Source organism: Phenylobacterium sp. (assembly GCF_037189685.1).
Lineage (GTDB): Bacteria > Pseudomonadota > Alphaproteobacteria > Caulobacterales > Caulobacteraceae > Phenylobacterium.
In genome coordinates, this window is sequence record NZ_JBBCIT010000012.1 from 14,381 (window position 1) to 40,264 (window position 25,884).

General features: G+C 70.6%; 22 protein-coding genes. 14 read left to right on the plus strand and 8 right to left on the minus strand.

All coding sequences use genetic code 11. The features are described from left to right. The first annotated feature begins 189 nt into the window (after positions 1-189). From WG212_RS08380 to WG212_RS08390, 3 genes are all read left to right on the plus strand, one after another. Positions 190-843, plus strand: a complete 654-nt coding sequence (locus tag WG212_RS08380; protein ID WP_337186636.1) for a uracil-DNA glycosylase — start codon at positions 190-192, stop codon at positions 841-843. 95 nt (positions 844-938) lie between these two features. Beyond that, complete coding sequence (locus tag WG212_RS08385) at positions 939-2,324, plus strand: M20/M25/M40 family metallo-hydrolase (RefSeq protein ID WP_337186637.1); 1,386 nt, start codon at positions 939-941, stop codon at positions 2,322-2,324. 136 nt (positions 2,325-2,460) lie between these two features. Then, on the plus strand, positions 2,461-4,221 hold the full coding sequence (locus WG212_RS08390; RefSeq protein ID WP_337186638.1) for an amidohydrolase family protein: 1,761 nt from the start codon (positions 2,461-2,463) through the stop codon (positions 4,219-4,221). A 4-nt stretch (positions 4,222-4,225) separates the two neighbouring features. On the opposite strand, the gene WG212_RS08395 is transcribed toward WG212_RS08390, so the two are convergent. The 3 genes from WG212_RS08395 to dapA are packed head-to-tail and all read right to left on the minus strand — an operon-like array spanning position 4,226 to position 6,380. Then, positions 4,226-4,960, minus strand: a complete 735-nt coding sequence (locus WG212_RS08395; protein ID WP_337186639.1) for a GNAT family N-acetyltransferase — start codon at positions 4,958-4,960, stop codon at positions 4,226-4,228. Between the two features lie 55 nt (positions 4,961-5,015). Beyond that, complete coding sequence (gene smpB, locus WG212_RS08400; protein WP_337186640.1) at positions 5,016-5,474, minus strand: SsrA-binding protein SmpB; 459 nt, start codon at positions 5,472-5,474, stop codon at positions 5,016-5,018. Positions 5,475-5,492: 18 nt separating this feature from the next. Next, a complete protein-coding gene (gene dapA, locus WG212_RS08405; RefSeq protein ID WP_337186641.1) occupies positions 5,493-6,380 on the minus strand; it encodes a 4-hydroxy-tetrahydrodipicolinate synthase in 888 nt (295 codons plus the stop codon). A gap of 135 nt (positions 6,381-6,515) precedes the next feature. On the opposite strand from dapA, the gene WG212_RS08410 reads away from it, so the two are divergent. Then, the gene (locus tag WG212_RS08410) at positions 6,516-8,621 is read left to right on the plus strand and encodes a lytic transglycosylase domain-containing protein (RefSeq protein ID WP_337186642.1); all 2,106 of its coding nucleotides are present in this window, start codon (positions 6,516-6,518) and stop codon (positions 8,619-8,621) included. A gap of 36 nt (positions 8,622-8,657) precedes the next feature. Here WG212_RS08410 and WG212_RS08415 read toward each other — a convergent pair whose 3' ends face one another. Further along, positions 8,658-9,293 (minus strand): TetR/AcrR family transcriptional regulator, encoded by a 636-nt coding sequence (locus WG212_RS08415; RefSeq protein WP_337186643.1) that lies wholly within the window; start codon positions 9,291-9,293, stop codon positions 8,658-8,660. Positions 9,294-9,402: 109 nt separating this feature from the next. Between WG212_RS08415 and WG212_RS08420 the strand changes: the two genes are divergently transcribed. The 3 genes from WG212_RS08420 to WG212_RS08430 all read left to right on the plus strand — a co-directional run bounded on the left by WG212_RS08420 (position 9,403) and on the right by WG212_RS08430 (position 12,686). Next, positions 9,403-10,299 (plus strand): class I SAM-dependent methyltransferase, encoded by an 897-nt coding sequence (locus WG212_RS08420; RefSeq protein WP_337186644.1) that lies wholly within the window; start codon positions 9,403-9,405, stop codon positions 10,297-10,299. Further along, positions 10,296-11,087 (plus strand): RNA methyltransferase, encoded by a 792-nt coding sequence (locus WG212_RS08425; RefSeq protein WP_337186645.1) that lies wholly within the window; start codon positions 10,296-10,298, stop codon positions 11,085-11,087. The genes WG212_RS08420 and WG212_RS08425 overlap by 4 nt, the downstream gene beginning before the upstream one ends. Positions 11,088-11,186: 99 nt before the next feature. Continuing rightward, positions 11,187-12,686, plus strand: a complete 1,500-nt coding sequence (locus WG212_RS08430; RefSeq protein WP_337186646.1) for an MFS transporter — start codon at positions 11,187-11,189, stop codon at positions 12,684-12,686. 73 nt (positions 12,687-12,759) lie between these two features. On the opposite strand, the gene WG212_RS08435 is transcribed toward WG212_RS08430, so the two are convergent. Beyond that, positions 12,760-13,362, minus strand: coding sequence for a PEPxxWA-CTERM sorting domain-containing protein (locus WG212_RS08435; RefSeq protein ID WP_337186647.1), 603 nt, complete (start codon positions 13,360-13,362; stop codon positions 12,760-12,762). 29 nt (positions 13,363-13,391) lie between these two features. After that, positions 13,392-13,877, minus strand: coding sequence for a hypothetical protein (locus WG212_RS08440; RefSeq protein ID WP_337186648.1), 486 nt, complete (start codon positions 13,875-13,877; stop codon positions 13,392-13,394). A gap of 255 nt (positions 13,878-14,132) precedes the next feature. On the opposite strand from WG212_RS08440, the gene WG212_RS08445 reads away from it, so the two are divergent. Beyond that, a complete protein-coding gene (locus WG212_RS08445; RefSeq protein WP_337186649.1) occupies positions 14,133-15,266 on the plus strand; it encodes a histidine kinase in 1,134 nt (377 codons plus the stop codon). Further along, positions 15,263-16,045, plus strand: a complete 783-nt coding sequence (locus WG212_RS08450; protein WP_337186650.1) for a LytTR family DNA-binding domain-containing protein — start codon at positions 15,263-15,265, stop codon at positions 16,043-16,045. Before WG212_RS08445 ends, WG212_RS08450 begins: the two co-directional genes overlap by 4 nt. A gap of 96 nt (positions 16,046-16,141) precedes the next feature. Here the strand turns inward: WG212_RS08450 and WG212_RS08455 are convergent, their stop codons facing one another. Both WG212_RS08455 and hrpB read right to left on the minus strand, forming a co-directional pair. Then, positions 16,142-16,822 (minus strand): PEPxxWA-CTERM sorting domain-containing protein, encoded by a 681-nt coding sequence (locus WG212_RS08455; RefSeq protein WP_337186651.1) that lies wholly within the window; start codon positions 16,820-16,822, stop codon positions 16,142-16,144. A 259-nt stretch (positions 16,823-17,081) separates the two neighbouring features. After that, positions 17,082-19,511, minus strand: coding sequence for an ATP-dependent helicase HrpB (hrpB, locus tag WG212_RS08460; protein ID WP_337186652.1), 2,430 nt, complete (start codon positions 19,509-19,511; stop codon positions 17,082-17,084). Between the two features lie 135 nt (positions 19,512-19,646). On the opposite strand from hrpB, the gene WG212_RS08465 reads away from it, so the two are divergent. From WG212_RS08465 to WG212_RS08485, 5 genes are all read left to right on the plus strand, one after another. After that, positions 19,647-21,224, plus strand: coding sequence for an amino acid permease (locus WG212_RS08465; protein ID WP_337186653.1), 1,578 nt, complete (start codon positions 19,647-19,649; stop codon positions 21,222-21,224). Positions 21,225-21,332: 108 nt separating this feature from the next. Beyond that, entirely contained in the window at positions 21,333-22,013 is a 681-nt protein-coding gene (locus WG212_RS08470; protein WP_337186654.1) for an MBL fold metallo-hydrolase, read from the plus strand. An 84-nt stretch (positions 22,014-22,097) separates the two neighbouring features. Then, positions 22,098-22,835 (plus strand): response regulator, encoded by a 738-nt coding sequence (locus WG212_RS08475; RefSeq protein WP_337186655.1) that lies wholly within the window; start codon positions 22,098-22,100, stop codon positions 22,833-22,835. Then, a complete protein-coding gene (locus WG212_RS08480) occupies positions 22,832-24,169 on the plus strand; it encodes an ATP-binding protein (protein WP_337186656.1) in 1,338 nt (445 codons plus the stop codon). Before WG212_RS08475 ends, WG212_RS08480 begins: the two co-directional genes overlap by 4 nt. A 117-nt stretch (positions 24,170-24,286) precedes the next feature. Continuing rightward, a complete protein-coding gene (locus WG212_RS08485) occupies positions 24,287-25,882 on the plus strand; it encodes an efflux RND transporter periplasmic adaptor subunit (RefSeq protein WP_337186657.1) in 1,596 nt (531 codons plus the stop codon). Positions 25,883-25,884: the final 2 nt, after the last annotated feature.

The following is a 25,884-nucleotide window of genomic DNA, read 5'->3' on the forward strand; positions in this document are numbered from 1 at the left end:
GCGTCAGCGTCCCTTTGAACCGCCAAGACGCCAAGATCGCCAAGACGTCCGAGGACGTCTTTGGCCTCTCTCGGCGGTCTTGGCGTCTTGGCGGTCATCTGACCGCGCCTTCGGCGCGTTCCGCATCTCGCCAGCCAGCCCGGCACGCATGTGCGATGGCCCTCCCCCTGCGGGTGAGGAGAGAGGCGCATGACCGGCCAGGAGGCGCCGCCCGAGGCGCCGGCCGACTGCCCGCTCTGCCCGCGGCTGGTCGCCTATCGCGACGCGAACAAGGTCTCCGTGCCCGGCGGGTTCAACGGGGCGGTGGCTTCGTTCGGCGATCCCCAGGCGCGGCTGTGCGTGGTGGGGCTGGCCCCCGGCCGGATGGGCGCCAACCGCACGGGGCGTCCGTTCACGGGCGATGGCGCGGGCTGGATGCTCTACGAAACGCTGCTGAAGACGGGCTTCGCCCGGGGAACCTATGAGGCGCGGCCCGACGACGGCCTGGAACTGGTCGACTGCATGATCACCAATGCGGTGCGCTGCGCGCCCCCGGGGAACAAGCCGGAAACGAAGGAAGAGGCCAACTGCCGTCCGTTCCTCGCCAGCCGGCTGGACGCCCTGCCCCGGCTGAAGGTGATCGTCACCCTGGGCGACGTCTCGCGGCGCAACGTGCTCCGCGCTCTGGGCCTCAAGGCGTCGGCGGGGATTCCCGGACATGGGAGCGAGTTCACGGCCGGCCCCTATACGGTCCTGAACAGTTATCACTGCTCGCGGCTGAACACGAACACGGGCCGGCTGACGGCCGGGATGTTCGAGGCGGTGTTCCAGCGGGCGCGGGCGCTGATCGGCGCGGCGGCATAGTCCGCATGCCGGCGGACGCCCGGCCGGCGGAGAATTGACCGGCGCCGTGGCGCCGATAGGGTTCGCCCTCCCCTTCGGACCGCATGGATTCCCCGGTGCATCGATCCTTCCTGGCCGGCCTGGCCGCCACGTTCCTCGCCTCTTCCGCGCTCGCCGCGCCGGCGAAACCCGACCCGGCCCTGCACGCCGAGGCGCTGGAGATCCTGACCAAGGGGATCGGCTATCGCACCGTGGCGGGAAGCGACCAGTTCGTCCCCTACGCCGAGTTCCTGAAGTCGAAGCTGGTGGCCGGCGGCTTCTCGCCCGCCGAGGTGACCATCGAGCCGTTCGCCGGCTCGGCGTTCCTGATCGCGCGCTATCCCGGCAGGGACCCGAAGAAACCGCCCGTCGTGATCTCGGGCCACATGGACGTGGTCGAGGCCAGGGCCGAGGACTGGACGCGCGACCCGTTCACCGCGGTGGTGGAGAACGGATACGTCTACGGGCGCGGCGCCGCGGACAACAAGTTCGACGTCTCGGCCATGATCGCGGTGCTGGCGAAGCTGCGGTCCGAGGGCTGGAGGCCCGGCCGCGACATCGTGCTGGCGCTGTCGGGCGACGAAGAGACCGCGATGGCGACGACCGCCGAACTCGCGCGCCGGCTGAAGGGCGCGGAGATGGTGCTCAACATCGACGGCGGCGGCGGGTTGCTCAAGGATGGCCGGGCCGTCGGCTATGGCATCCAGGGCGCCGAGAAGACCTACGCCGACTTCACGGTCACCTTCACCGATCCCGGCGGCCATTCCAGCCGGCCGACGGACACCAATGCGATCTACCGCCTGTCGAAAGCGCTGGAGCGCATCGCGGCCTACCGTTTTCCCACCTTGTGGAACGAGATCACGCTGCAATCCGCGGCGGCGCAGGCCGACAGCACGCCGGGCGAACTGGGCGCGGCGCTGAAGCGCTTCGCGGCGAACCCGAGGGACGCGGCGGCGGTCGAGATCCTGTCGGCCGACCCGAGCACCAACCCCAGCCTGCGCACCACCTGCGTGGCCACCATGCTCCAGGCCGGGCACGCCCCCAACGCCCTGCCCCAGCGGGCCCAGGCGACGGTGAACTGCCGCATCTTCCCCGGCACGCCGTCCGAGAGCGTGCGGCGGACGCTGGTCAAGGTGATCGGCGATCCCACGGCGGTCGTGACCCGCCTGGAGGACGGTTCGGTGGACAGCCCCGCCTCGCCGCTGCGGGCCGATGTGATGGCCGCGGTGAAGAAGGCCGTGCACGCGCGCTATCCGGGCATCTCGATCGTGCCCGCCCAGTCGGCCGGCGCCACCGACAGCATGCACTTCCGCGCCGTGGGCATCCCCAGTTACGGCGTCTCGGGCATGTTCACCGAGCCGGGCGAATCGTTCGCCCACGGCCTGAACGAGAAGGCGCCCCTGGCGACGCTGGACGGAGCGCTTGCGCACTATGTCTCGCTGCTGAAGGACCTCGCGAAGTAGGCCTTCGGGAACCGCGGAAAGAGACTTGCGGCTGCGCCGCGTGGCGCTGGCGCGGCGAAAAAGCCCTTCCGCTTCCGTGGCGGCGCCGTGCCTATCCTCGCTGCAGACACGTCATGCGAACGTGGGGAGGATAGCGATGCACGACCTGATCATCCGCGGCGGGACCCTCGTGGACGGGACGGGCGAGGCGCCGTTCGCCGGCGACGTGGCCATCGACGGCGACCGGATCACGGCCGTCGGCAAGGTCGAGGGCCCGGCGCGGCGCGAGATCGACGCCACGGGCCTGATCGTCACGCCCGGCTGGGTGGACATCCACACCCACTACGACGGCCAGGCCACCTGGGACCCGGTGATGGCGCCGTCGTCCTGGCACGGGGTGACCACGGCGATCATGGGCAACTGCGGCGTGGGCTTCGCCCCCGTGCGGCCGGGCCAGGAGGACTTCCTGATCGAACTGATGGAGGGCGTCGAGGACATACCCGGCTCGGCGCTGGCCGAGGGGATCGACTGGAAGTGGGAGAGCTTCCCGGAATACCTGGACGCGCTGGAGGCCAAGCCGCGGGCGATCGACGTGGGCACGCATGTGCCGCACGCCTCGGTCCGGGCCTACGTCCTGGGCGACAGGTGCAACACCGACTACGAACCCGACGCCGAGGAGATCGCCGAGATGGCGCGGCTGGTGCGCGAGGGCGTCGAGGCCGGGGCGCTGGGCTTCTCCACCTCGCGCACCCTGCTGCACAAGGACCTGAAGGGCGTCCACATGCCCGGCACCTTCGCCGGCTCGGACGAGATGCTGGCGCTGGGCCTGAGCATGAAGGGCCTGCGTCACGGCGTGTTCGAGATGGTCTCGGACCACCTGGGCGACGACGACGAGTGGATGTGGGTGAAGGGCTTCGCCCAGGAGACCGGGCTGCCGGTGACCCTGGTCGCCACCTCGGCCGGCGCCTACGAAGGCGACAAGATGTACAACATCGCCGAGGAGAGCCGCCGCCACGGCATGGACATCCGGCCGCAGATCGCGGGGCGGCCCACGGGCATCCTGCACGGCCTGACCTCCAGCTTCCACGTCTTCATGGCCAGCCCGACCTGGAAGGCGAAGCTGGCGGACGTTTCGCTGGACGAACGGCTGGCGCTGATGAGGACGCCGGAGATCCGCGCGGCCCTGCTCTCCGAGGACAGCCCGCTGATCCGCGCGGCGGTGGGCGAAGGCGTCGCCGGCGACCTCGCGGTGGCGTTCGGCGGCAGCCTGCTGTGGCGGGTCTTCCCGCTGGGCGAGCGGCCCGACTACGAGCCCGACCGCGAGCAGAGCGTGGCGGGCCTGGCGGCGGCGGCCGGGACCTCCCCGCTGGAGACGATGTACGACCTGTTGCTGCGCGACGAGGGCCGCGAGCTGTTCTACCAGCCGCTGGGCGGCTACCAGACCTACAACTTCGACTTCTTCCGCAAGAACATGCAGCACCCGAACGTGCTGTTCGGCCTGTCGGACGGCGGCGCGCACTGCGGCGTCATCGCCGACGCGGGGATGCCGACCTTCATCCTCAGCTACTGGGCGCGCGACCGGGTGAAGGGCGACCGGTTCCCTCTCGAGTTCCTGGTGCGCAAGCTGACCAGCGACACGGCCCGCGCCTATGGCCTGAACGACCGCGGCCAGGTGAAGCCCGGCCTGCTGGCGGACCTGAACGTCATCGACTTCGACAAGCTGGACCTGCACCGGCCCGAGGCCATCCATGACCTGCCCGCCGGCGGCCGACGGCTGGTGCAGAAGGCCGAGGGCTACCGCTACACGGTGAAGTCGGGCCAGGTGACGTTCGAGGACGGCCGGCACACGGGCGCCCTGCCCGGCGGCCTGGTCCGCGGCGGCCGCGAGGCGGTGATCCTGCCGCTGGCGGCGGAGTAGGAGGTCACCGCCAGTAGCGGTACCGCCAGGCCTCCTCGAAACCCGCGCGGCGGTAGAGGTTCTGGGCGGGGTTGCCCTCCTCCACCTGCAGGAAGACACGCTCGGCCTGGCGGGCCAGGGCGGCGGCGCCGAACAGGGCCAGGAGCCGGCTGGCCAGGCCGGCGCCGCGACGCTCCACCGCCGTGCGCATCCCGTGGATGCTGGCCCAGCCGTAGCTGAAGCTGATGACGCCCACGGCCACGGTGCGCCCGCCCTCGCGAACGGCGCCGTAGAGGGCGTCGGGCGCCGCCGTGAGTCGCTCGACCCGCCTGGCCCCGTCGACCGGATCGAACCCTTCGCCCAGGAACACCTTGCCCCACGTCGCGTCGGGGTGGTCCAGGAGATCGGCGAAGGGCGCGGCGATCTCGGCCACGCCGCGGGCCGGCGCGGTCATGACCAGGGTTGGCTGCTCGCTGGCGTAGCCCCGTCGCGCGATCTCGGCGGTCACGGCCTTGAGGCCCGGAGCCTCGGCGATGCGGAACGCGGGGGGAAGGCCCCGCTGGCGATAGGCGGCCTCCACGGCGTCGAGATGCGAGGCGTCGATCTCGTGGGACAGCGGCACGGCGCTCTTGGCGCGGCTGATCGAACCATCTTCCAGCGGGACCAGCCACGGCCCGATCTCGAGAACCTCGGGCGGGGCGATCGCCCTCACCGTCGCACGTTCCAGGCTTTCGATGTCAGCAGGGGTAAGGTTCGTCATTCCACGTCTTCCTCCCCCTCACAGGAGGAGGCTGCAGGTTACGCGCAGGGACACGTCAGCCCTTCTCCCGCAGGAGCCGGGCCTTGTCGCGCTTCCAGTCCCGCTCGGCCACGACTTCGCGCTTGTCGTGCGCCTTCTTGCCCTTCGCGAGGGCGATCTCGAGCTTGGCCAGGCCCTTGTCGGACCAGTAGAGCTTCGTCGGCACCAGGGTGCGCCCGTCGCGCTGGACCGCGCCGATCAGCCGGTCGATCTCGCGCCGCTTGAGCAGCAGCTTCCGATGGCGACGGGGCTCGTGGTTGAAGTGCGGGCCAGCCTGGGCGTAGGTCGGGATGTCGGCGTTGACGAGCATGATCTCGTCGCCCTCCACCGCCGCATAGCTCTCGGCGATGTTGGCCTTGCCGTTGCGAAGGGACTTCACCTCCGACCCGGTCAGGGCGATGCCCGCCTCGAACGTCTGCTCGAGGAAGTAGTCGAACCGGGCCCGGCGATTCTCGGCGATCAGTTTCCCTGCCATGTCAGCGCTTCACATGGATCAGTCGACGAGGCCCGCGTCGCGCATGGCGGCCAGGACCTCGGTGCGGGCGGCCTCGGAACACGGCAGGACCGGAAGGCGGGTCTCCTCGCTGCAGAGGCCCAGGTGCGAGAGCGCGAACTTTGTGGGCGACGGCGAGGCGTCGGCGAACAGGGCCTTGTGCAGGCGGACGAGGCGGTCCTGGAGCTGGAGCGCGCCGGCCCAGTCGCCCGACAGCGCGTCGTTGTGGAACTGGGCGCACAGGTCCGGCGCGACGTTGCAGGTCACCGAGATGCAGCCGTGGCCGCCGTGGGCCATGTAGCCCAGGGCCAGCGGGTCGTCGCCTGACAGCATCACCCAGTCGTCGCCGCAGTGGAGGCGCTGGAAGCTGGCCCGGACGAGGTCGCCGCTGGCGTCCTTGATGCCGACGATGTTGGGCAGCTTCGACAGGCGGTAGACCACGTCGTTCGAGATATCGACGCTGGTCCGGCCGGGCACGTTGTAGACCAGCACGGGAAGCTGCACGGCGTCGTTGATCGCCTTGTAGTGGGCGTACAGCCCTTCCTGGCTGGGCCGGTTGTAGTAGGGCGTCACCACCAGGGCCGCGTCGGCGCCGATGGCCTTGGCGTGCCGCGTCAGCTCGATGGCCTCGGCGGTGGAGTTCGAGCCCGTGCCGGGAATCACCGGCACGCGGCCGCGCGCCGTGGCGACGCAGAGCTCCATCACCCGGCGATGCTCGTCGTGGCTGAGGGTCGAGGCCTCGCCGGTGGTGCCGACGGGCACGAGGCCGTGGACGCCCCCGGCGATCTGGCGTTCGACGAGGGCGACGAAAGCGTCCTCGTCCACGGCGCCATCGCGGAACGGAGTCACCAGCGCCGGAAGGACGCCGCGGAAGAGAGGTTCGGACATGTCGTGGGTTCGAAAAGCAAAAAGCCGTGAAAATGCCGCCGTGTGAGGCGACGTTCAGATTTGCGCGGACAATATGTTGCCGTGGGCGTCGCCCGCAACGCTGATTCCTGTCATCCCCGGTCGGGGGGAGTTCGTTTGGATACGAGAATTCGCAACGTCCTGCTCGCCGGCTGCGCCATCCTGGTGGCGACCACCGTGGCGCGGGCCCAGTCCCCCAACCCCGCCGGCGACCCGATCGGCGACCTGCTGGGCGGCGCGCCGCTGCCTGCAGCCCCACAACCGTATACCGCCCTGCGCCCCAGCGGTGGCCCGGTCAGCGCCAACGACCAGACGCTCCTGGCCCAGGGGCTGGCGGCCGCCCGGCGCAGCGACACGGCCGGCGCCCGCAATGCGATCGCGGGCCTGTCCAATCCCGTCGCGCGCCAGATCGTGACCTGGGCGCTGGTGGACACCAGCGCCAACATGCTGAGCTTCGCCGAGCTGGACGCCGCCCGGCGCGACCTGGCGGACTTCCCCCGGGCCGGACGGCGCCAGATCGCGGCCGAGCGCGTGCTGGAAACCTCGGGCAAGTCGCCCGCCGAGATCGTGGCGTGGTTCGGAGGACTTCCCCCCGAGAGCCCCCAGGGGGCGATGGCGCTGGCGTCGGCGCTGCGCACGCTGGGCCGGGGCGCCGAGGCCCAGACGCTGATTCGCGGCTGGTGGCGCGACCGCAGCTTCGAGGCCGACGTCCAGCGCACCCTGCTGACGCGGTTCGGCGACATGCTGGGGCCGGATGACCACGCCCGGCGGACCGACATCCTGCTGTATGGCGCGCAAGGTCCCGCCGCGCGGGACATGATCGCCCTCCTGCCGCCCGACCGCCAGGCCGTGGCGCAGGTGCGCATCGCGTTGCGCGGCGATTCCGAGGCCGGCTACGGCGCGCTTTCCGCCGCCGACCAGCGGAGCGCGGGCGTGGCCTTCGAGCGCGTGGGCTTCCTGCGCCGCAAGGGCCGCGAGGCCGAGGCCATCGCCCAGCTCCCCCATGCCCCGCGCGAGGTGGTGACCGCGGAGCAGGCTTCGCGCACGTGGAAGGGCGACCGCTACCGGCTGACCCTGTCGTCGATCCGCGCGGGCGACTGGCGCAGCGCCTATGCGGCCTCGGCCAACACCGGGCTGACCCAGGGCGCCGATGCGGCCGAGGCCGAGTTCTACGCCGGCTGGATCGCGCTCACCCGGCTGAAGGACCCCGCGTCGGCGGCCCGCCACTTCGCGGCCATCGAACGGATCGGATCGTCGCCCATCACCCGCAGCCGCGCGCTCTACTGGCAGGGCCGGGCCGCCGAGGGCCGGGGCGACGCGACCGCGGCCGACAACTTCTACGCCCGCGCGGCCGAACACCCGACCGCCTTCTATGGCCAACTCGCGGCCGAGAAGCTCCGCCTGCCCATCACCCTGCCGAAGGACCCGGAACCGACCGCCGCAGAGCGGGCGCGATTCGAGGGGCGGCCGGCCGTGAGGGCCATGCGCCTGCTGGCCGAACAGAATCAGATGGATCTGTTCCGGGTGTTCGCCCTGCACCTCGACGACACCCTGCCCGACCGGGCCGAGGGCGCGTTGCTGGTGGACGCCATCCGCGGCTACGGCGACCAGGACACCTCGATGAAGGCGGTCCGCGCCCTGGCGACGCGGAACCTCGTGCTGATCGACCGTGGCTATCCCGTGCGCGCCACGCCGGACGTGCCCGGCGCGCCCGAGCCGGCGCTGGTCCTGGGCATCACCCGCCAGGAGAGCGGCTTCGACCCCAAGGTGCGATCGCACGCGGATGCGCGGGGGATGATGCAGCTCCTGCCTTCGACCGCGGCCGCCGTGGCCCGCCGCATGGGCGTCGGCTATTCGGCGGCCATGCTCTACGAGCCCGAATACAACATGCGCCTGGGAACCAGCTTCCTCGGCCAGCTCGTGAACCAGTTCTCGGGGTCGTACGTCATGGCGGCGGCCGGCTACAACGCCGGGCCCGGCCGCCCGCCCCAGTGGGCCGGCTTCTGCGGCGACCCCCGCGCCGGCTCGAACGACCCCATCGACTTCATCGAGTGCATCCCGTTCTACGAGACGCGGAACTATGTCATGCGGGTGATGGAGAACATGGTGGTGTACCGCGCCAAGCAGAACGGCGGGACCTTGCCGGCGACGCTCTCGGCCGACCTGCGCCGGGGCGGCTACGGCTACGCGGTGGCGCAACAGTCGACGCCGGCGGCGCCCTAGGCGCCGTCGTCAGTGCAATCGCGCCGGACGGCGGGGTCAGTCGATGACCAGCCCGTGCAGCATCCCGTCCAGCGTGACCCGCATGAGTTGCTCGCGGTCCGCCCATTCGAAGGTCGGCCGGCCGATGACCAGGGCCACCAGACCGTGGCACGCCGTCCAGATCGCCTGGGCCGCCGTGTCGGCGTCGCCGATCCGGAGCCGGCCGGCGGCGGCGACCTCCTTCACCACGCCGGAAAAGGCCTCGTAGCACTCGCGGGCGAGATCGGACGTGCGTTCGGGCGACGGCTCGGTCGAGACGGGCGGCGTCGCGCAATAGACGAGGTGATAGGCGTTGGGATGCTCGAACCCCCACCGCATGTAGGCGTCCAGCATCATCCGCGTGCGCACCACCGCGTCCAGCGGCTTGGCCGCGATCTCGGTGTTGCTGCGCAGCAGCTCGTTCAGCGTCCCCTCGACGATCTCGTGGAGGATGCAGGCCTTGTCGGCGAAATGCATGTAGAGCGCGGTCGAAGATACGCCGACCTCGTCCGCGATCTTGCGGATGGTGGCGCCCTCGTAGCCCTCGGCGACGAAGATCCGCTCGGCGGCCGCCAGAATCTCGGCGCGGCGGAGGTGGCCATCACCCTTCGCCTTGCGCGTGGTTTTCCGCGTCGCAGGCGCAACAGTACCCATGAAACCTCCCCGCATACTCCAGCGGGGGAACGGACCCCAATTCCGCAACTGTGACAAGTCCTTGTCGGCCCACTGGACGCATGCCGCTCACTCCGCGTAAGGGGCCGGCATGAGCCCGCCCCTCGTCGCGCCCGAGCCCGCCGTGATGCGTACGGTCGGCTGGTCGGACTATGCGTTGCTGGATTCCGGCGGCGGCCGGAAGCTGGAGCGTTATGGCCCCCACCGCGTCGTGCGACCCGAACCCCAGTGCCTCTGGACGCCGCGCCTCCCCGAGAGCGCGTGGTCCTCGGCGGACGCGATCTTCGATCCCAGCGACGAAGAGGACGCCGGCCGTTGGCGATTCCGGGACAAGCCGCGCGAGGCCTGGCCGTTGGCCTGGGGAGATGTCCGGTTCCAGGGCCGCTTCACCGCTTTCCGGCATCTGGCGTTCTTTCCCGAACAAGCGGCCAACTGGGCCTGGCTGGACGGAAAGGTGCGGGCGGCGGGGGGCCAGCCCCGGGTGCTGAACCTGTTCGGCTACACCGGCGTGGCCAGCCTGGCGATGGCCGCGGCGGGCGCCGCGGTCACCCATGTGGACGCCTCGAAGAAGGCCGTGGCGTGGGCGCGCGAGAACGCGGAGCTCTCGGGCCTTTCCGACCGGCCGGTCCGCTGGATCGTCGAGGACGCCAAGAAGTACGTCCAGCGCGAAGTCCGTCGGGGATCGACCTACGAGGGGATCATCCTCGACCCGCCCAAGTACGGCCGCGGGCCGGACGGACAGGTATGGCGGCTGTTCGAGGACCTGCCTGAACTTGCGCACCTATGTGGCCAACTTCTCTCGGAAAATGCGAAATTCCTGGTGCTGAACGCCTATGCCGAGCGCATCTCGGGGGCGGCTCTGGCCGGCCTGCTGGCCGAGGTGCTGGCGGCGCGCGGCGGGCGCATCGAATGGGGCGAACTCGCGCTGGAGGAGGAACGGGGCGACCGGGCCATCGGCATGAGCTTCTACGCCCGGTGGTCGGCATGAGCGCCCGGACGATCACCTCCCTGCAGAACCCGACCGTCAAGGCCGTCCGCGCGCTGCACATGCGCAAGGAACGCGAGGAGACGGGCCTTTTCCTCGCCGAGGGCCTGAAGAACGTCATCGAGGGCGTCGACACCGGCCATCCGCCGCGCATCCTCATGCACGGGCCCGACGCGGCGTCGCATCCGATGATGCGCAAGGCCGTGCAGGCCACCCTGGCGGCGCGGGGCGAGGTGATCGAGGTGTCGCACGACATCCTGGCCAAGGTGTCGCGGCGCGAGAATCCCCAGGCTGTCGTGGGCGTCTTCCCCCAGGCGTTCGTCCCGCTGGACGCCGTGAGCGCGGGAGCGGCGCAGTGCGTGGTGGCCCTGCACCGGGTGCGCGACCCCGGGAACCTGGGCACGATCGTGCGGACCGCCGACGCGGCGGGATGCGGCGCGGTGATCCTGGTCGGCGAATGTTGCGACCCCCACGCCGTGGAGGCGGTTCGGGCGACGATGGGCTCGATCTTCGCCGTGCCGCTGGCCAGGGCGAGCGAGTCCGAGTTCGCCGCCTGGCGGGCCGGCTGGACCGGCTCGGTCGTGGGCACGCTGCTCTCGGCCACGGCCGACCACCGCACGGCGACCTATGCGAAACCGGCGCTGGTCCTGATGGGCAACGAGCAGCAGGGCCTGCCGCCCGAGATGGCCGCGCTCTGCGACGTGAACGTGAAGATCCCCATGCGCGGCCGCGCCGACAGCCTCAACCTCTCGGTGGCGACGGGGGTGATGATCTACGCCGCGACGAACTGATCGTTCGACGGTTTACATCCGCGCGCGCCGCCCCGAAGATCAAGCCGACGGCTATCGACCGACCGATAGCTCAAAAACGATTTCAGGGCGGAAATGCGGATGGCCGAAACCACTTCGTCTGACACCCCCTCTTCCCCAGCCGCCTCGCCGGCGGCGGCGCCTCCGAAACCCTCGCTGTGGACCAAGCTGGCCTACGGTTTCGGTTCGGTCGCCTACGGGGTGAAGGACAACGGCTTCAACTACTTCCTGCTGCTCTTCTACAGCCAGGTGATCGGCCTGGACGCGCGGCTGGTGGGCCTGGCCATCACCACGGCGCTCATCCTGGATGCGGTCAGCGACCCCATCGTGGGCTACTGGTCCGACAACTTCCGGTCCCGATGGGGCCGGCGGCACCCGTTCATGTACGCCTCGGCCATCCCGGTGGCAGCCACGTTCTTCCTGCTCTGGAACCCGCCCCAGGGCCTCTCGCAGATGGGCCTGTTCTGGTACCTGCTCAGCATGGCGGTGCTGATCCGCACCTTCATCACCTTCTACGAGACGCCCAGCTCGGCCCTCGCGCCCGAGCTCTCGGAGGATTACGACCAGCGCAGCTCGCTGCTCAGCTTCCGCTACTACTTCGGCTGGACCGGCGGGAACGCCATGTCGGTGCTGATGTTCATGGCCCTGTTCCCGGCCTTCTCCACGGCGGCGATCCCCAACGGCCAGTTCAACCGCGACGCCTACGAGCTCTATGGCATCATCGCCTCGGCGCTGATCTTCGTGGCCATCCTCGTCTCGGCCGGCGGCACCCATTCGCGCATCGCCCACCTGAAGGGCGCGCCGCCCAAGCGCCGGATCACCCTGGGGGCGATCTTCCGCGAGATCTTCGAGACCCTGGCCAACCGCTCGTTCGTGGCGCTGTTCATCGCCGCCATGCTGGGCTCGGTGGCCACGGGCCTGTCGGCGGCGCTGGCCTTCTACTTCTCCACCTATTTCTGGGGCTTCTCGCCGCAGCAGATCGGCTGGATCACTATGAGCGTCTTCGTCTCGGCGATCATCGGCTCGGTGCTGGCGCCGATCGCGACGCGGACGATGGGCAAGAAGCGCGGCGCCATGATCATCGGCGTCATCGCCTTCCTGGGCGCGCCGCTGCCGATCGTGCTGCGGCTGATGGGCGTGCTGCCCGACAACGACCACCCGTTCGTCTACGGGCTGGTGCTCACGACCACCATGATCGACACCGGCCTGATCATCTGCTTCCAGATCCTGTCGGCCTCGATGCTGGCCGACCTCGTGGAGGCGGCCGAGCTCAAGACCGGGCGGCGGTCCGAGGGCGTGTTCTTCGCCGCCTCCACCTTCATCCGCAAGACGGTCCAGGGCCTGGGCGTGATCACCGCGGGCTTCGTGCTGACGGCTGCGCAGTTCCCGGCCGGGGCGTCTCCGTCCGAGGTGCCGGAGGAGGCGCTCCTGCGTCTCGGGACCTACTACGTCCCGACCATTCTCGGCCTCTGGATGGCGATGATGGCGGTGATGGCCACCTACAAGCTGAGCCGCGAGGGACACGAGGAGAATCTGCGCCAGCTCGCGGCGAAGTCGACAGAGGCCGCGAAGAGCGACTGACGCCGGGGCTCCGAAACCCCGGCGCCGGCATGGCGGCGCGCGATGACGACGGGCGCGCCACGGATCGGGCCGATTAGGCGGCGACCGCCGCCCGCCGCCGCTGGCGCAGCAGAGCGCCCGCGGCGCCGAAGCCCACGATCATCAGGGCCCAGGCGCCGGGTTCGGGAACGGCGGCCGTGACCGACGGCGTGAGTTCAAGCCGCCACCCGCCATAGACGCCGGACAACCCGCTCACGGTGTCGACGGCCTTCAGGGTCCAGGTCCCGGCCGAGTTCAGGCCGTTGAACGCCTCCAGCGCCTGGAGGGGCCGGTAGACGGAGAGGCCGACCAGCGGGAAGCTCGTGATCGGGGTGGCCGCCGCGTCGTCGAACGTGAGCGTGTCGCGCAGGTAGCTGTTGAAGCCGTGGTTCCGGAAGAGCTGGACCACGACGTCGCCCTTCGACAGGAAGAACTGAACGTCGCCCGAGAAGTTGTGCGCCAGGTCGTCGATGCTGACGTTGACGTCGTCGATCAGGAACGAGTCCGCGATCTCGATGGTGGAGAGCGTGAAGCTGTTATCGGGGATCGGCGCGCCGGCGCCGCTGTAGGTCACGGTCGTCGCGGCGGCGGCCGGCGTGGCCAGGATCGCGGCGACGGCGAGCGGGGCGGCCACGAAGGGCGCCAGGAAACGAATCATTCTGGGATACTCCGGTGAGGGTTTCGGGTTCAGCAGCCCTTCTGGGCGTGCAGGTCGGTGAGGCGGGTGAGGCGCTGGGTCTCGACGCTGGCGTCGACGGCCTGGCCGGTCGGCGCCGCTGCGCCGTCGTAAGCCGGGAAGGCGCTGAAGCCCGGCGCGCCGGCCATCATCTGCTGTTGCAGCGCCTGGGTCTGAAGCTGGGTCTGAAGCGAGCCGAACGCCTGCTGGGCGATGTAGCCGCTCTGGCCCCCGCCGACGCCGCCCTTGCCAAGCGCGCCGGTGCTGCTGGCGATCTGGAGCGCCGTGCTGGCGAAGCCCAGAAGCTTGCGGCCCGACTCGGCCCGCTTCGCGGCCTTAGCTTTGGCCGACGACAGCACGTTCATCTCGTCCGTGAGCGCCTGACAGCTCATGTCGGCGTCGCCGGCGCGGACCAGTTCGACAGCGCCGGCCGAGGTCGAGAGGGTGGCGAGCAACGCCACCAGGACACCGCACGCGAGGCGGCTGGATGGATACATCTTGTGGAACTCCCTGAGAGACAGCGGCCGGTCCCCGACCCCGGAAAACATCTTCCGTGGGCGGAACCGGCCGTTCGACAGGCGCGGCTTCTGGCGACGCCCGCGGCGCCTGTCAGGTCGAATGCGCCCGACATGGCCCGGCTCGCGACGGACACGCCTGTTTTGCGCCGAACACCGCCCTGGATGCGGTGGAGACGGAGGCGTGGACGCCGATCTGCGTCTATGGTCCCGCCGACCTCGCTTCCCGGGAACGCCATGACCCTCGGCTGGACATCGCTGTCGGATCGCACGCGGACGGCGCTCCGGGCCTCGATGGTGCTGTGGACGCTGGGCTATGCGCTGGTGATCGCCGTGATCACCATCTTCGGCGCCCGGACCGCGACCGTCGATGTGGCCATCAGCGCCGGCCTGTGGTGCGTCGCCGTCGTTCAGGCCGCGACGCTCTATGCCTTGTGGCGGCGGATGGAGGTGCGGCCGCCCGTGGGGCGCTGGATCGTCATGCTCTGTGCGTGCCTTGCCGCCGCAGCGCTGCAGACCGCCATCGACATCAGCATCTACTATGCGCTCGCCCAGACGGTCCTGCCCGAGTGGTCGGACTGGGCGACGATGGAATCCGGCCGGGTCGGCGGCGTCTGGATCCTGTACTCCTGGACCTTCCTCCTGAACCTCTCGCTCTACTGGGCGCTCAGCCTGAGCGAACAGGCCCGCGAACAGGGCCGCCGGGCCGCCGAGGCCGAAGCGGCCGCCGAGCGGGCGGAACTCACGGCGCAGCGGGCTCAGCTCGCGGCGCTGCGCCTGCAACTGAACCCGCACTTCCTGTTCAACACCCTGAACGCGATCTCCACCCTGGTGATGGAGCGCGACGTCGTCCGCGCGGACCAGATGATCGAGCGCCTGTCCGACTTCCTGCGCGCTTCGCTGTCGATGGACCCAGCAGCGACGATTCCACTGGGCGAAGAGATGGACATCGCCCAGGCCTATCTCGAGATCGAGGCGGTGCGTTTCGAGGGCCGCCTGGCGGTGGAGCTGGACTGTCCCGAGGCGCTGCGAACGGCGCAGGTCCCCGGCTTCACGCTGCAACCCCTCGTGGAGAACGCGATCAAGTACGCCGTGGCTCCCTCCCTGCGGCCGGTGACCGTCCAGGTATCGGCGGAGGCGGACGGTGAAACGTTGATCCTGCGGGTGGCCGACGACGGCGATCCCGTCGATCCGGGCATGATCCTCGCGGGGGCGGGTGTGGGACTCGCGAACACACGGGCGCGCCTGAAGAACCTGTTCGGCGAACGTGGAACGCTGTCGGCCGGCCGCGGTGACAGCGGCTATCTGGCGGAGGTCCGTATGCCACTGGTCCCGCGCCGGAGCGGCGCCCGCAGCGGTGTGGCGGCATGACGTTGCGGGTGGTCCTGGTCGACGACGAACCGATCGCGCTGCGTCGACTGGCCATGGCGTTGCAGGACGTCGCGGGCGTCGAGGTCGTAGGCTCGGCCGGCGACGGCCTGTCGGCCGAGGCCCTGATCGCCGAGACGAGCCCGGACGTGGTGATCCTGGATATCCAGATGCCCGGCCGCACGGGCCTGAGCCTCGCCGCCGCGCTGCCGGCCGAGAGCCGCCCGGAGGTGATCTTCGTCACCGCGTTCGAGCACTACGCCCCCGACGCCTTCGACGTGGAGGCCGCCGACTACGTCCTGAAGCCCGTCCGCATCGACCGGTTGCGGCAGGCCATCGAGAGGGTGCGGCGGCGGCTGTCCCTGCGCGAGGCCGAGGCCAGCGTGGCCGCCCTGTCCGCCGAGGTGGAGGCGCTGAACCGCCGGCGGCAGGACGATGCGGGCGACGGCCTGCCCAACGCCGTCTGGGCGCCGGCGAAGGGGGGCGACGTCCGGGTCAGCGCCGCCTCGATCATCTGGATCGAGGCCGCCGGGGACTATGTGATCATCCACACCGCCCACCGCAGCCACATGCTGCGGGCGACCCTGACCGAGCTGGAGAAGGTGTTCAGCCCTGGCGTCATCCGGCGGGTGCACCGCTCGGCGATGGTCAACATGACGCTGGTCGAGAGCGTGAAGCGACCCGGCCGCGGCGCGCTGACGCTGGTGCTGGAGGCCAAGACCGAGGTGCCGGTGGGCCCCAACTACACCCAGGCGGTCGCCGCGGCCCTCAGGATTGGCTGAACGACCGCGCCGGGGCGAGGCAAGCCTGCGCCCTCGATTCTGATCCGGCGGCGACCGGCGTCCTGACAGGCGGGATCGCCGGCGCCTGACGGGGCCTCAGGCGGAAACCCGCGTGACGGTCCTGCGACCGCGGATGACGGCTCCGGCCATTCCGAAACCGAGGATCATGACGCCCCAGGTGGAGGGTTCGGGAATGCCGCCCGTGATCGGCGTCGACACGTCGGCCGTGAAGCCGATGTTCTGGAAGTCGACCTCTCGGTTGGACCCGGTCAGGAAGGCCGTGACGTAGCGGACGTTGAGAGGCGCGGCCAAGGGGATGTCCTCGGCCTTGATGCCGCCCGGGCTACCGAGGGCCGGATTCACCGACAGCGACCCGACCAGATCGTTGGCGCCGTTGTAGAAAGTGAAGACGATATTGTCGACGTCGTAGCTTTCAGCCGTGTAGTTCCAGAAATGGAGCGTCGAAATGTCGTACTCCTGCTGGAAGTCGAACAGCAGCTCGAGACCGCCGCCGACCTCGTCAGCCGTGAACCAGATGTGGGTATTCTGGTCGTGAAACTCTTCGGCGTCGGCCGAAGGAGCGTCGATGACCTTTTCGATAGTCAGGCCAGGGCTGTTGGTGAAGGTATTGTTGAAGGTGCCGGGTGAGGTGCCTGGGCCGACGGCGACCGTGATAAGGTCCTTGTTCAGGTAGATGGCGGACATCGCCGGAGCGCCGAGCGACAAGGAGGCCACGGCGGCGACGCCGCCCAAAGCCAGGACACGCAGGGAGATCATCTTCTCAAATTCCATGAAAAAGCGTGTCGAGGAAACGTTAGGCCGCCCAAATCCCGTGGTCAAGGCGCGTAGAAACGCGCAGGGAGCCGCTCTTTAGCAGTAGAGTTGCAAAATACGCCTCCGAGGCGAGTGAAGATTCCTCGTCCGGGAATTGTCGGGAACGCCGAGATGCACGGCGGATGCTTCGCGACGTCCAGCCGCGACAGACTTCGGGCCCGTGGAACGCCGATCCGAATCGGGAACACGGAACGTCCGCCCCCTATGTCCCCCGGGGCTTCGCACGCATCGTCGGCTGGGCCGTGGCGGGCTCCTCGGGCCATACATGCCTGGGGTAGCGGCCCCGCATGTCGGTGCGGACATCCTTCCAGGAGCCTGTCCAGAAGCCCGGCAGGTCCTTCGTCGTCTGGATCGGCCGGTGCGCGGGCGAGAGCAGCGCGAGCGTGAGCGGAACGCCGGCCACCGTCGGATGCCGTGCGAGGCCATAGACCTCCTGCACCCGCACCTCGACGCGCGGTCCGCCTTCGGCGGCGTAGTCGATGGTGAAGCTGTTGCCGGTGGGCGCCGTCCAGCGCGCCGGCGCCTCGGCGTCCAGGCGACGTTGCTGGTCCCAGGGGATGAGCGCGCGCAGGGCGCCGTCCAGCGCGTCCGGCTTCAGGTCGCCCAGGCGGCGCGCGCCCGCCAGGATCGGCGTCAGCCAGTCGTCCAGGCGGGCCAGCAGGGCGGCGTCCGACAGGTCGGGCCAGGCCGGATCGCGGGCGTGGAGAAAGGCCGCGCGCTGGCGCAGGCTGCCGGCCGCGGCGCCCCAGGAAAGCCGCTTCAGCCCCTCGCGCGCCACTCGCGCCGCCAGGGCGCGGGCGACGAGCGCCGGGTCGGGATTGTCGTCCACCGTCTCGCGCACGGTCAGGCGGCCCAGCCGCGTGATGCGCTTGGCGCGCAGGCGTCCGGCCCCGCTTTCCTCCAGGCGGTCCTCGATCTCGAACTGGTCCGCGAAGGCCTCCAGGTCGGCCGGTTCGAGGGGCGCGGCCAGGAGGATGCGGTCGCGACGCTCGCCCCCGCCCAGTTCGGCCGCCGCCAGCCAGGACTCGCGCGCCAGGGCGTCGGTCGGCTCCACGAAGGCCCCGCGGCCGCTGACGAGCTGGAACTCTCCCTGGCCCCCGCGCGCCCGGGCGACGCGCTCGGGATAGGCGAAGGCCAGCAGCAGGCCATCCGGCAGGGGGTGGCCCCGCCCGGCGCCGGGCGCGAGGCCCGCCCAGCGATCGGCCAGGGCGCGGGCGTCACGGGCGCGCGGGCTGCGGTCGCGCTCCAGCATCTCCAGCCTATGGCGCACGTCGACCTCCCGTCCGCCCAGGCCACGTTCGGTCAGCAGCGCCGCGATGCGCGCCGCCCGGGCGGCCTGCCCCGCGCCTGCGGCCTTCAGGATCATGTGCGCGAGGCGCGGCGCGAGGGGAAACGCAGCCAGGGCGCGGCCGTGGGCGGTCAGCACGCCCTCGTCGTCCAGCGCCTCCAGCCGCCCCAGCAGCGACCGGGCCTCGGCGAACGCGGCGGCGGGCGGCGGATCGAGGAAAGCCAGGCCCTCGGTCCCCCTGGCGCCCCAGCGGGCGAGGTCCAGGGCCAGGCCCGACAGGTCGGCCTCCAGGATCTCGGGGTCGGCGAAGGCGGGCAACGCCCGCGTTTCGGCCTCGTCCCACAGGCGGTAGCAGACGCCGGGTTCGGTCCGCCCTGCCCGGCCCCGGCGCTGGTCGGCGGCGGCCCGGCTGACCCGCACGGTCGCCAGGCGGCTCAGGCCGCTGGCGGGGTCGTAGCGCGGAACCCGCGCCAGGCCGCAGTCCACGACCACCCGCACGCCCTGGATGGTCAGGCTGGTCTCGGCGATGGCGGTGGCCAGCACCACCTTGCGAACACCGTCGGCCGCCGGCCGGATGGCGCGATCCTGCTCCTTCGGATCGAGGGCGCCATAGAGGGGCGCGATCTCCACGCCCGGCCGCCGCCGCTCTGCCAGCCGCTCGGCCACACGCCGGATTTCACCCTGGCCCGGCAGGAAGACGAGCAGGCTGCCGCCCTCCTCGGCCAACGCCCGCTCGACCACCCGGACGACCTGGTCCTCGATCCGCGCCGCCGGGTCGCGCCCGACGTGGCGGGTGTCGACCGGGAACATCCGGCCCAGGCTCTCCACCACCGGCGCGCCGTCCAGCAGGCGTGCGACCGCCGCGCCGTCCAGCGTCGCCGACATCACCAGCAGCCGCAGGTCCCCGCGCAGCACCCCTTGCGCATCCCGCGCCAGGGCCAGGCCCAGGTCGGCGTCCAGGCTGCGCTCGTGGAACTCGTCGAAGATCACGCAGGCCACGCCCGGAAGCTCGGGATCGCCCAGGATCATCCGGGTGAAGACCCCCTCGGTCACCACCTCGATCCGGGTGCGGGCCGAGACGCGCGACTGCATCCGCACGCGATAGCCCACCGTCTCGCCCACCCGCTCGCCCAAGGTGGCGGCCATGCGCTCGGCGGCGGCGCGCGCGGCGAGCCGGCGAGGCTCCAGCACGATGATCCGCCCTGCCCCCACCCAGGGCTCGGCGAGAAGCTCCAGCGGGACCACGGTGGTCTTGCCGGCGCCGGGCGGCGCGACCAACACCGCGGCCGCGCCGTCGCGCAACGCCGCCTTCAACGCGGGCAGGGCCTCATGGACGGGAAGCATTCGCCCGCCTCTACCGCGCGCCGGGGGCATATGGAAACGCCCCGGGGCCTTGGCGCTTGACCGGCGCCCCGCAAGCACGCCACCGTCGCGCCAAATTTTGCCTTGGCGGCTCGGGGGCCGCTGTTCGGAGGGACAATGTGGCGTGTCAAGCCGCTCGACGCGATCCTCGCGACGGCTGAGAAGAAATCACTCACCCGCTCCCTGGGCCCCGTCCAGCTCACCCTGCTGGGCGTGGGCGCCATCATCGGGACCGGCATCTTCGTCCTGACCGCCGAGGCCGCCCAGAAGGCGGGTCCCGGCATGATGATCTCGTTCATCATCGCCGGCGCGGTCTGCGCCGTGGCCGCGCTCTGCTACTCCGAGCTGGCCTCGATGGTGCCTGTGGCCGGCTCGGCCTACACCTATTCCTACGCGGTCATGGGCGAGTTCATCGCCTGGATGGTCGGGTGGGCGCTCATCCTCGAATATGCGGTCGCGGCCAGCGCCGTGTCGGTGGGATGGTCCGGATACTTCGTGGGCCTGCTCCAGAGCTGGGGGATCAGCCTGCCCCATGCCCTCTCGGTGGGCCCCTATGCGGGCGGCATCGTGAACCTCCCGGCCCTGACCATCGCCCTCCTCGTGACCGGCCTGCTGATGATCGGCACCACCGAAAGCGCCCGGGTGAACGCCATCCTGGTGGCCATCAAGGTCACGGCCCTGACGGTGTTCATCGCCCTCACCCTTCCGGTCCTAAACGGCGCCAACTTCGAGCCGTTCGCCCCGAACGGCTGGTTCGGCCACGGCAACGGCACCGGCCTGGGCATCGTGGGCGCCGCCGCCTCGATCTTCTTCGCCTACGTCGGCTTCGACGCGGTCTCGACCGCGGCCGAAGAGACCAAGAACCCGCAGCGCAACGTCCCCATCGGGCTGATCGGCTCGCTGGGCATCTGCACCATCTTCTACCTCCTGGTGGCCGCAGGCGCGATCGGCGCCCTGGGTTCGCAGCCCGTGACGGGCCTTTCCGGCGAGGTTCTGGAGCCCGGCACGGCGGCCCTCGCCGCCCAGTGCCAGTCGCTGACCGCGATGGGCCAGGAACCCCTGGTCTGCTCACGCGAGGCCCTGGCGCATGTGCTCCGCGCGGTCGGCCACGAACGGATCGGCGACCTCATCGGCGTGGCGGCCTTCCTGGCGCTTCCGTCGGTGATCCTGATCATGCTGTTCGGCCAGACCCGGATCTTCTTCGTGATGAGCCGCGACGGCCTGCTGCCCAACTTCCTATCGGCCATCCATCCGAAGTGGAAGACGCCGCATGTGGTGACGGCGATCACCGGCGTGGCCGTGGCGATCTTCGCCGCCTTCCTGCCCGTCGGCCGGCTGGCGGACATCTCCAACTCGGGGACGCTGTTCGCCTTCTTCATGGTGGCGCTGGCCGTCATGATTCTGCGCCGCAGGCAGCCCGACCGCCATCGGCCCTTCCGCACGCCGCTGGTGTGGGTGGTGGCGCCGCTGGCGATGCTGGGAACGCTGGGGCTGTACCTCAGCCTGCCGATCCAGGCGATCCTGGTTCTGCCCGTCTGGGGCGCCCTCGGCCTGGTGGTCTACTTCCTCTACGGCTACCGCAACAGCCATGTGGCCCGCGGCCTGATCGAGACCCACGAGCTGGATCCCGACGCGCCACCCGAGCCGCTGGCGCCCATGCCCGGCGCGCCGACGCCCGGCGGGCGGGACGACTGAGCCGCCCACCGGCCAGAAGCCGTCCAGAAGGACGACCGACCTGCGGAAGGCCCGGGTTTACGCCCGGGCCTTTCCATTTGCGCGCCGTGACACGATCATAGGGACGACATGAACGCACAGACGCCGCCGCCCCTGCCCATCCGCGCGATGATCGCCCCGGTCACGCCGCTCCAGCAGAACTGCACCATCGTCTGGTGCGTGAAGACCAGGAAGGCCGCCATCATCGATCCGGGCGGCGAGGTCCCGCGCCTGCTGGCGGCGCTGAAGGAGCAGGACCTCACCCTCGAGAAGATCTGGATCACCCACGGCCACCTGGACCACGCGGGCGGCACGGCGGCGCTGAAGGAGGCCACCGGCTGCCCGATCGAAGGGCCGCACCCCGACGACCAGTTCTGGATCGACGACATCGGAACGTCCGGCGCCAAGTGGGGGATGCCCGAGGCCCGCAGCTTCACGCCCGACCGCTGGCTCCAGGACGGCGACAGGGTGAGCCTGGGCGAAACCGAGTTCGAGGTCGTCCACTGTCCCGGCCACACGCCCGGTCACGTCGTGTTCTTCCATCGCGAGGCGAGGTTCGCCCAGGTCGGCGACGTCCTGTTCCAGGGCTCGATCGGCCGCACCGACTTCCCGCGCGGCAATTTCCAGGACCTGATCCAGGCGATCACGGGCAAGCTATGGCCCCTCGGCGACGACGTCCGCTTCGTGCCCGGCCACGGCCCGATGTCGACGTTCGGCCAGGAGCGGAAGACCAACCCGTTCGTGGCCGACGAGGTCCTCGCCGAGGATTAGGCCAGGACGGCGTCTTGCAGATGGGGACGTCTGGGTTTCAGTTGGGACATTCGCACGTTACGGCCGGCGACGAAGCTGGCGCGCATGGAGATTGCGACTGACATGTCCGGCGCCGGCGCCCGCATCCTGATGGTCGACGACGATCCGGGCATCCGCGACGTGGTGTCCGACTTCCTCGGCCGCCACGGCTACAAGGTGGAGACAGCCGCCGACGCCGCCGAGATGGACCGCGCCCTGGAGCGCGGGCCCGTCGACCTGATCGTGCTCGACATCATGATGCCGGGCGAGGACGGCCTGGCCGTCTGCCGCCGCCTGACCGGCGCCGAGGCCGCGCCGCCGATCATCATGCTGTCAGCGATGGGCGAGGAGACCGACCGGATCGTCGGCCTGGAGCTTGGCGCCGACGACTATCTCGCCAAGCCCTGCAACCCGCGTGAGTTGCTGGCCCGCGTCCGGGCCGTCCTGCGCCGCTCCGAACAGCGCACGACTTCGGGGCCGCTGGGGGCCGGCTGCGAATTCGCCGGCTGGCGCCTGGACCTGGTGCGGCGCGAGCTGCGCTCTCCGGCCGGGGTGGTGGTGAACCTGTCGTCAGGCGAATTCTCCCTGCTGCGTGCGTTCGTGGAGCGCCCCCAACGGGTGCTGACCCGCGACCAGCTCCTCGAATTCGCCCGGGGCCCCGACAGCGAGGCCTTCGACCGCGCCATCGACGTGCAGATCAGCCGCCTGCGCCGCAAGCTGGACGACGGCGGCGGCGGCCACGACCTGATCCGCACGATCCGCAACGAAGGCTACATGTTCACCGCCAAGGTGAAGCGGACGTGACGCCACTCCGGCCCACCGGGTCGCTGTTCGTCCAGCTCCTGACGCTGACGAGCCTGACGCTGGTGGCCGCCTGGGTGATGAGCAGCGCCCTGCTCTTCCTGCTGCCGCCCCCGGCGCCCGACTTCTACCGGATCAGCGAGATCGAGCAGACCTACCGCGGCTCGCCGCCCACCTTCACCGAGCGGCGTCAGCTCGTGCTGACTCACCAGGACCATCCGCCCCGGCCCCCGCTGGAGGGTCGCACGATCCCCGACATCCGCGCCCAGATCGCCACCGACCTGAACGTGCCGGTCGCCGATGTGGTGCTGGCGGGCGAGCGCGGGCCCCTGTCGGATCGGCGGGTGGGCCGCATCATCCGCGACCGGGCCGTCCAGGCCGGCATCCGCCAGGACGAGCATTTCCTGATCAACCCCTTCCAGGTCGGCGTACGCCAGGCGGACGGCCGCTGGGCCGTTATCCGCTCCGAGCCACGCTTCGGGCTGGACGACTGGCAACAGCGGGTCGCCCTGTGGTTCGCGCTTTCGGCGCTGCTGATGACGCCGGTGACGTGGATCTTCGCTCGCCGGCTCTCCAAGCCGATCCAGGTCTTCGCCCAGGCGGCCGAACGGCTGGGCCGGGACCCCAAGGCTCCGCCGCTGGCGTTGAAGGGGCCCGCCGAGATCGGCGTGGCGGCGCGCGCCTTCAACGAGATGCAGGAGCGCCTGCAGAGGTATGTCGAGGACCGGACGGCCATGGTCGGCGCCATCGCCCATGACCTGCGCACCCCCCTCACCCGCCTGCGCTTCCGTATCGAGGGCCTGCCCGACGACCAGCGCGCCAAGTACGCCGCCGACCTGGACCAGATGGAGGCGATGATCGCGGCCACGCTCGCATTCGTGCGCGACGCGACAAGGCCCGGCGAGCGCACGCCCCTCGAACTGTCTTCGCTGATCGAGAGCCTTTGCGACGAGATGGCCGAGACAGGAGCGAAAGCCGAAGCCGAGCCGGGCGAGAAGGTGGTGCTGGAGGGCGATCCCATGGCGCTCCGACGGCTGTTCGCCAACCTGCTGGAGAACGCCGTCAAGTTCGGTGGACAGGCGCGGGCCCGTGTGTTCCGCGAGGCCGGCCATGCGGTGGTCGAGATCGACGACGACGGACCGGGCATACCGGCGGCCGACACCGAGAAGGTCTTCGAGCCCTTCTACCGCCGCGAGCCGTCGCGCAACCGCCAGACGGGCGGCATCGGACTAGGCCTGGCCGTCGTGCGCTCCATCGCCCGCGGGCATGGCGGAGACGTGAGCCTGATCAATCGCCAGGGCGGCGGGCTGCGCGCGCGGGTCCTGCTTCCTCTCTAGACCGCCTTCCTCTTCAGGCCCGGCGCCGCAATTCGGTATCGGAAATGAAATCGGCCGGAAAAGCGCCTCTGGCCTAGTCAGGCGGGGTTCATTCGACCCCCGTAGACTTGAGACGACATGAGCCTGAACAAGACCTCCCGTCGGCGTTCCTTCCGCCTGTCGCGCAACACCTGGATCGGACTGGGCCTCGTCGCGCTCGCGATCGCGGCCCTCGTGGCCTGGCAGATGCGCCCGAAGCCCGAGAAGGACCCCTACCGGTTCGCGACCGTCGAGCAGGGCGACATCACGCGCTCGGTCTCGGCGTCGGGCACGCTACAGGCCCTGAACACGGTGGACATCGGCTCCCAGATCTCGGGCCAGGTGATCCGCGTGCTGGCCGACTTCAACGACCAGGTGCGCGCCGGCCAGACCCTGGCGGTGATCGACCCCCAGACCTTCCAGTCGCGCGTCGCCCAAGGCCAGGCCGACATCGCCGCGGGCGAAGCCTCGGTCCGGCAGGCCCAGGCGACGCTGGCCAACGCCCAGGCCGACTACGACCGCAAGAAGACCCTTGTGGACCAGGGCTGGTACTCGCCTTCCACCCTGGATCAGGCCACCGCGGCCCTCCGCACCGCCCAGGCCAACGTCGCCGCGGCCCGCGCGCGGGTGAACCAGAGCCGCGCCGCGCTGCGCAGCCAGCAGGCGGACCTGGGCCGCACCACCATCGTCTCGCCCATCGACGGCGTGGTGATCGACCGCAAGGTCGAACCCGGCGCCACGGTGGCGGCCAGCCTCCAGGCTCCGGTGCTCTTCACCATCGCCCAGGACCTCTCGAAGGTGGAGGTCAAGATCAGCGTCGACGAGGCCGACGTCGGCCAGGTGCAGGAAGGCCAGCAGGTGCGCTTCACCGTCGACGCCTTCCCGGACGACACCTTCGAGGGCGTTGTCACCCAGGTGCGGATGCAGCCGACCACCGAGCAGAACGTCGTCGCCTACACGGTGATCGCGGAAGCAGACAACCCGCGGCGGAAACTGCTGCCCGGCATGACCGCCAACGCCGACATCCTGATCGAGACCCGGCGCAACGTGATGAAGATCGCCTCGGCGGCCCTGCGCTGGTCGCCCCCGTCGGAAGGCGGCCGGGCTGCTCGGGGCGGCGGCGTCATGACGGGCGCGCCCGGCATCGGCGGCCCGCCGGGCGGGGCGCAGCAAGGCAATCGCCAGGGCGGGATGACGGGCGGGATGATGGGCGCGCGCATCGTCGAACAGCTCGACCTCGACAGCCGGCAGAAGGCCGCGTGGGAGACCATCAGCGCCGACCTGCGCGAAAAGCTGCAGGCGGCCCGGGCGTCGGCCGCCGGCAATCCCCAGGCGATGCGGGAAGCCATGTCCAAGACCCTGGGCGAGGCCTTCGCCAAGCTGGAGCCGATGCTCCGGCCCGACCAGAAGGCGAAGCTGGCGGCGCTGCGCGCCAACATGGGTCAAGGCGGTCGCGGGGGGCGCAACGGCGAAACCCTCAGGCCTGGCTCGCTGTACGTTCTGCGCGACGGCAGGCCGACGCCCGTGGTCGTGCGCGCGGGAGCCACCGACGGCTCGTCCACCGAGATCGTCGCCGACGGCCTCAAGCCCGGCGACCAGGTGATCGTGGGCGGCGGACCACGCCCCAAGGCCGAGCTCCGCGGGGGCGCCGCAGGCCCCGGTGGGCCCGGCGGCGGCGTGCGCGTGCGGATGTAGGC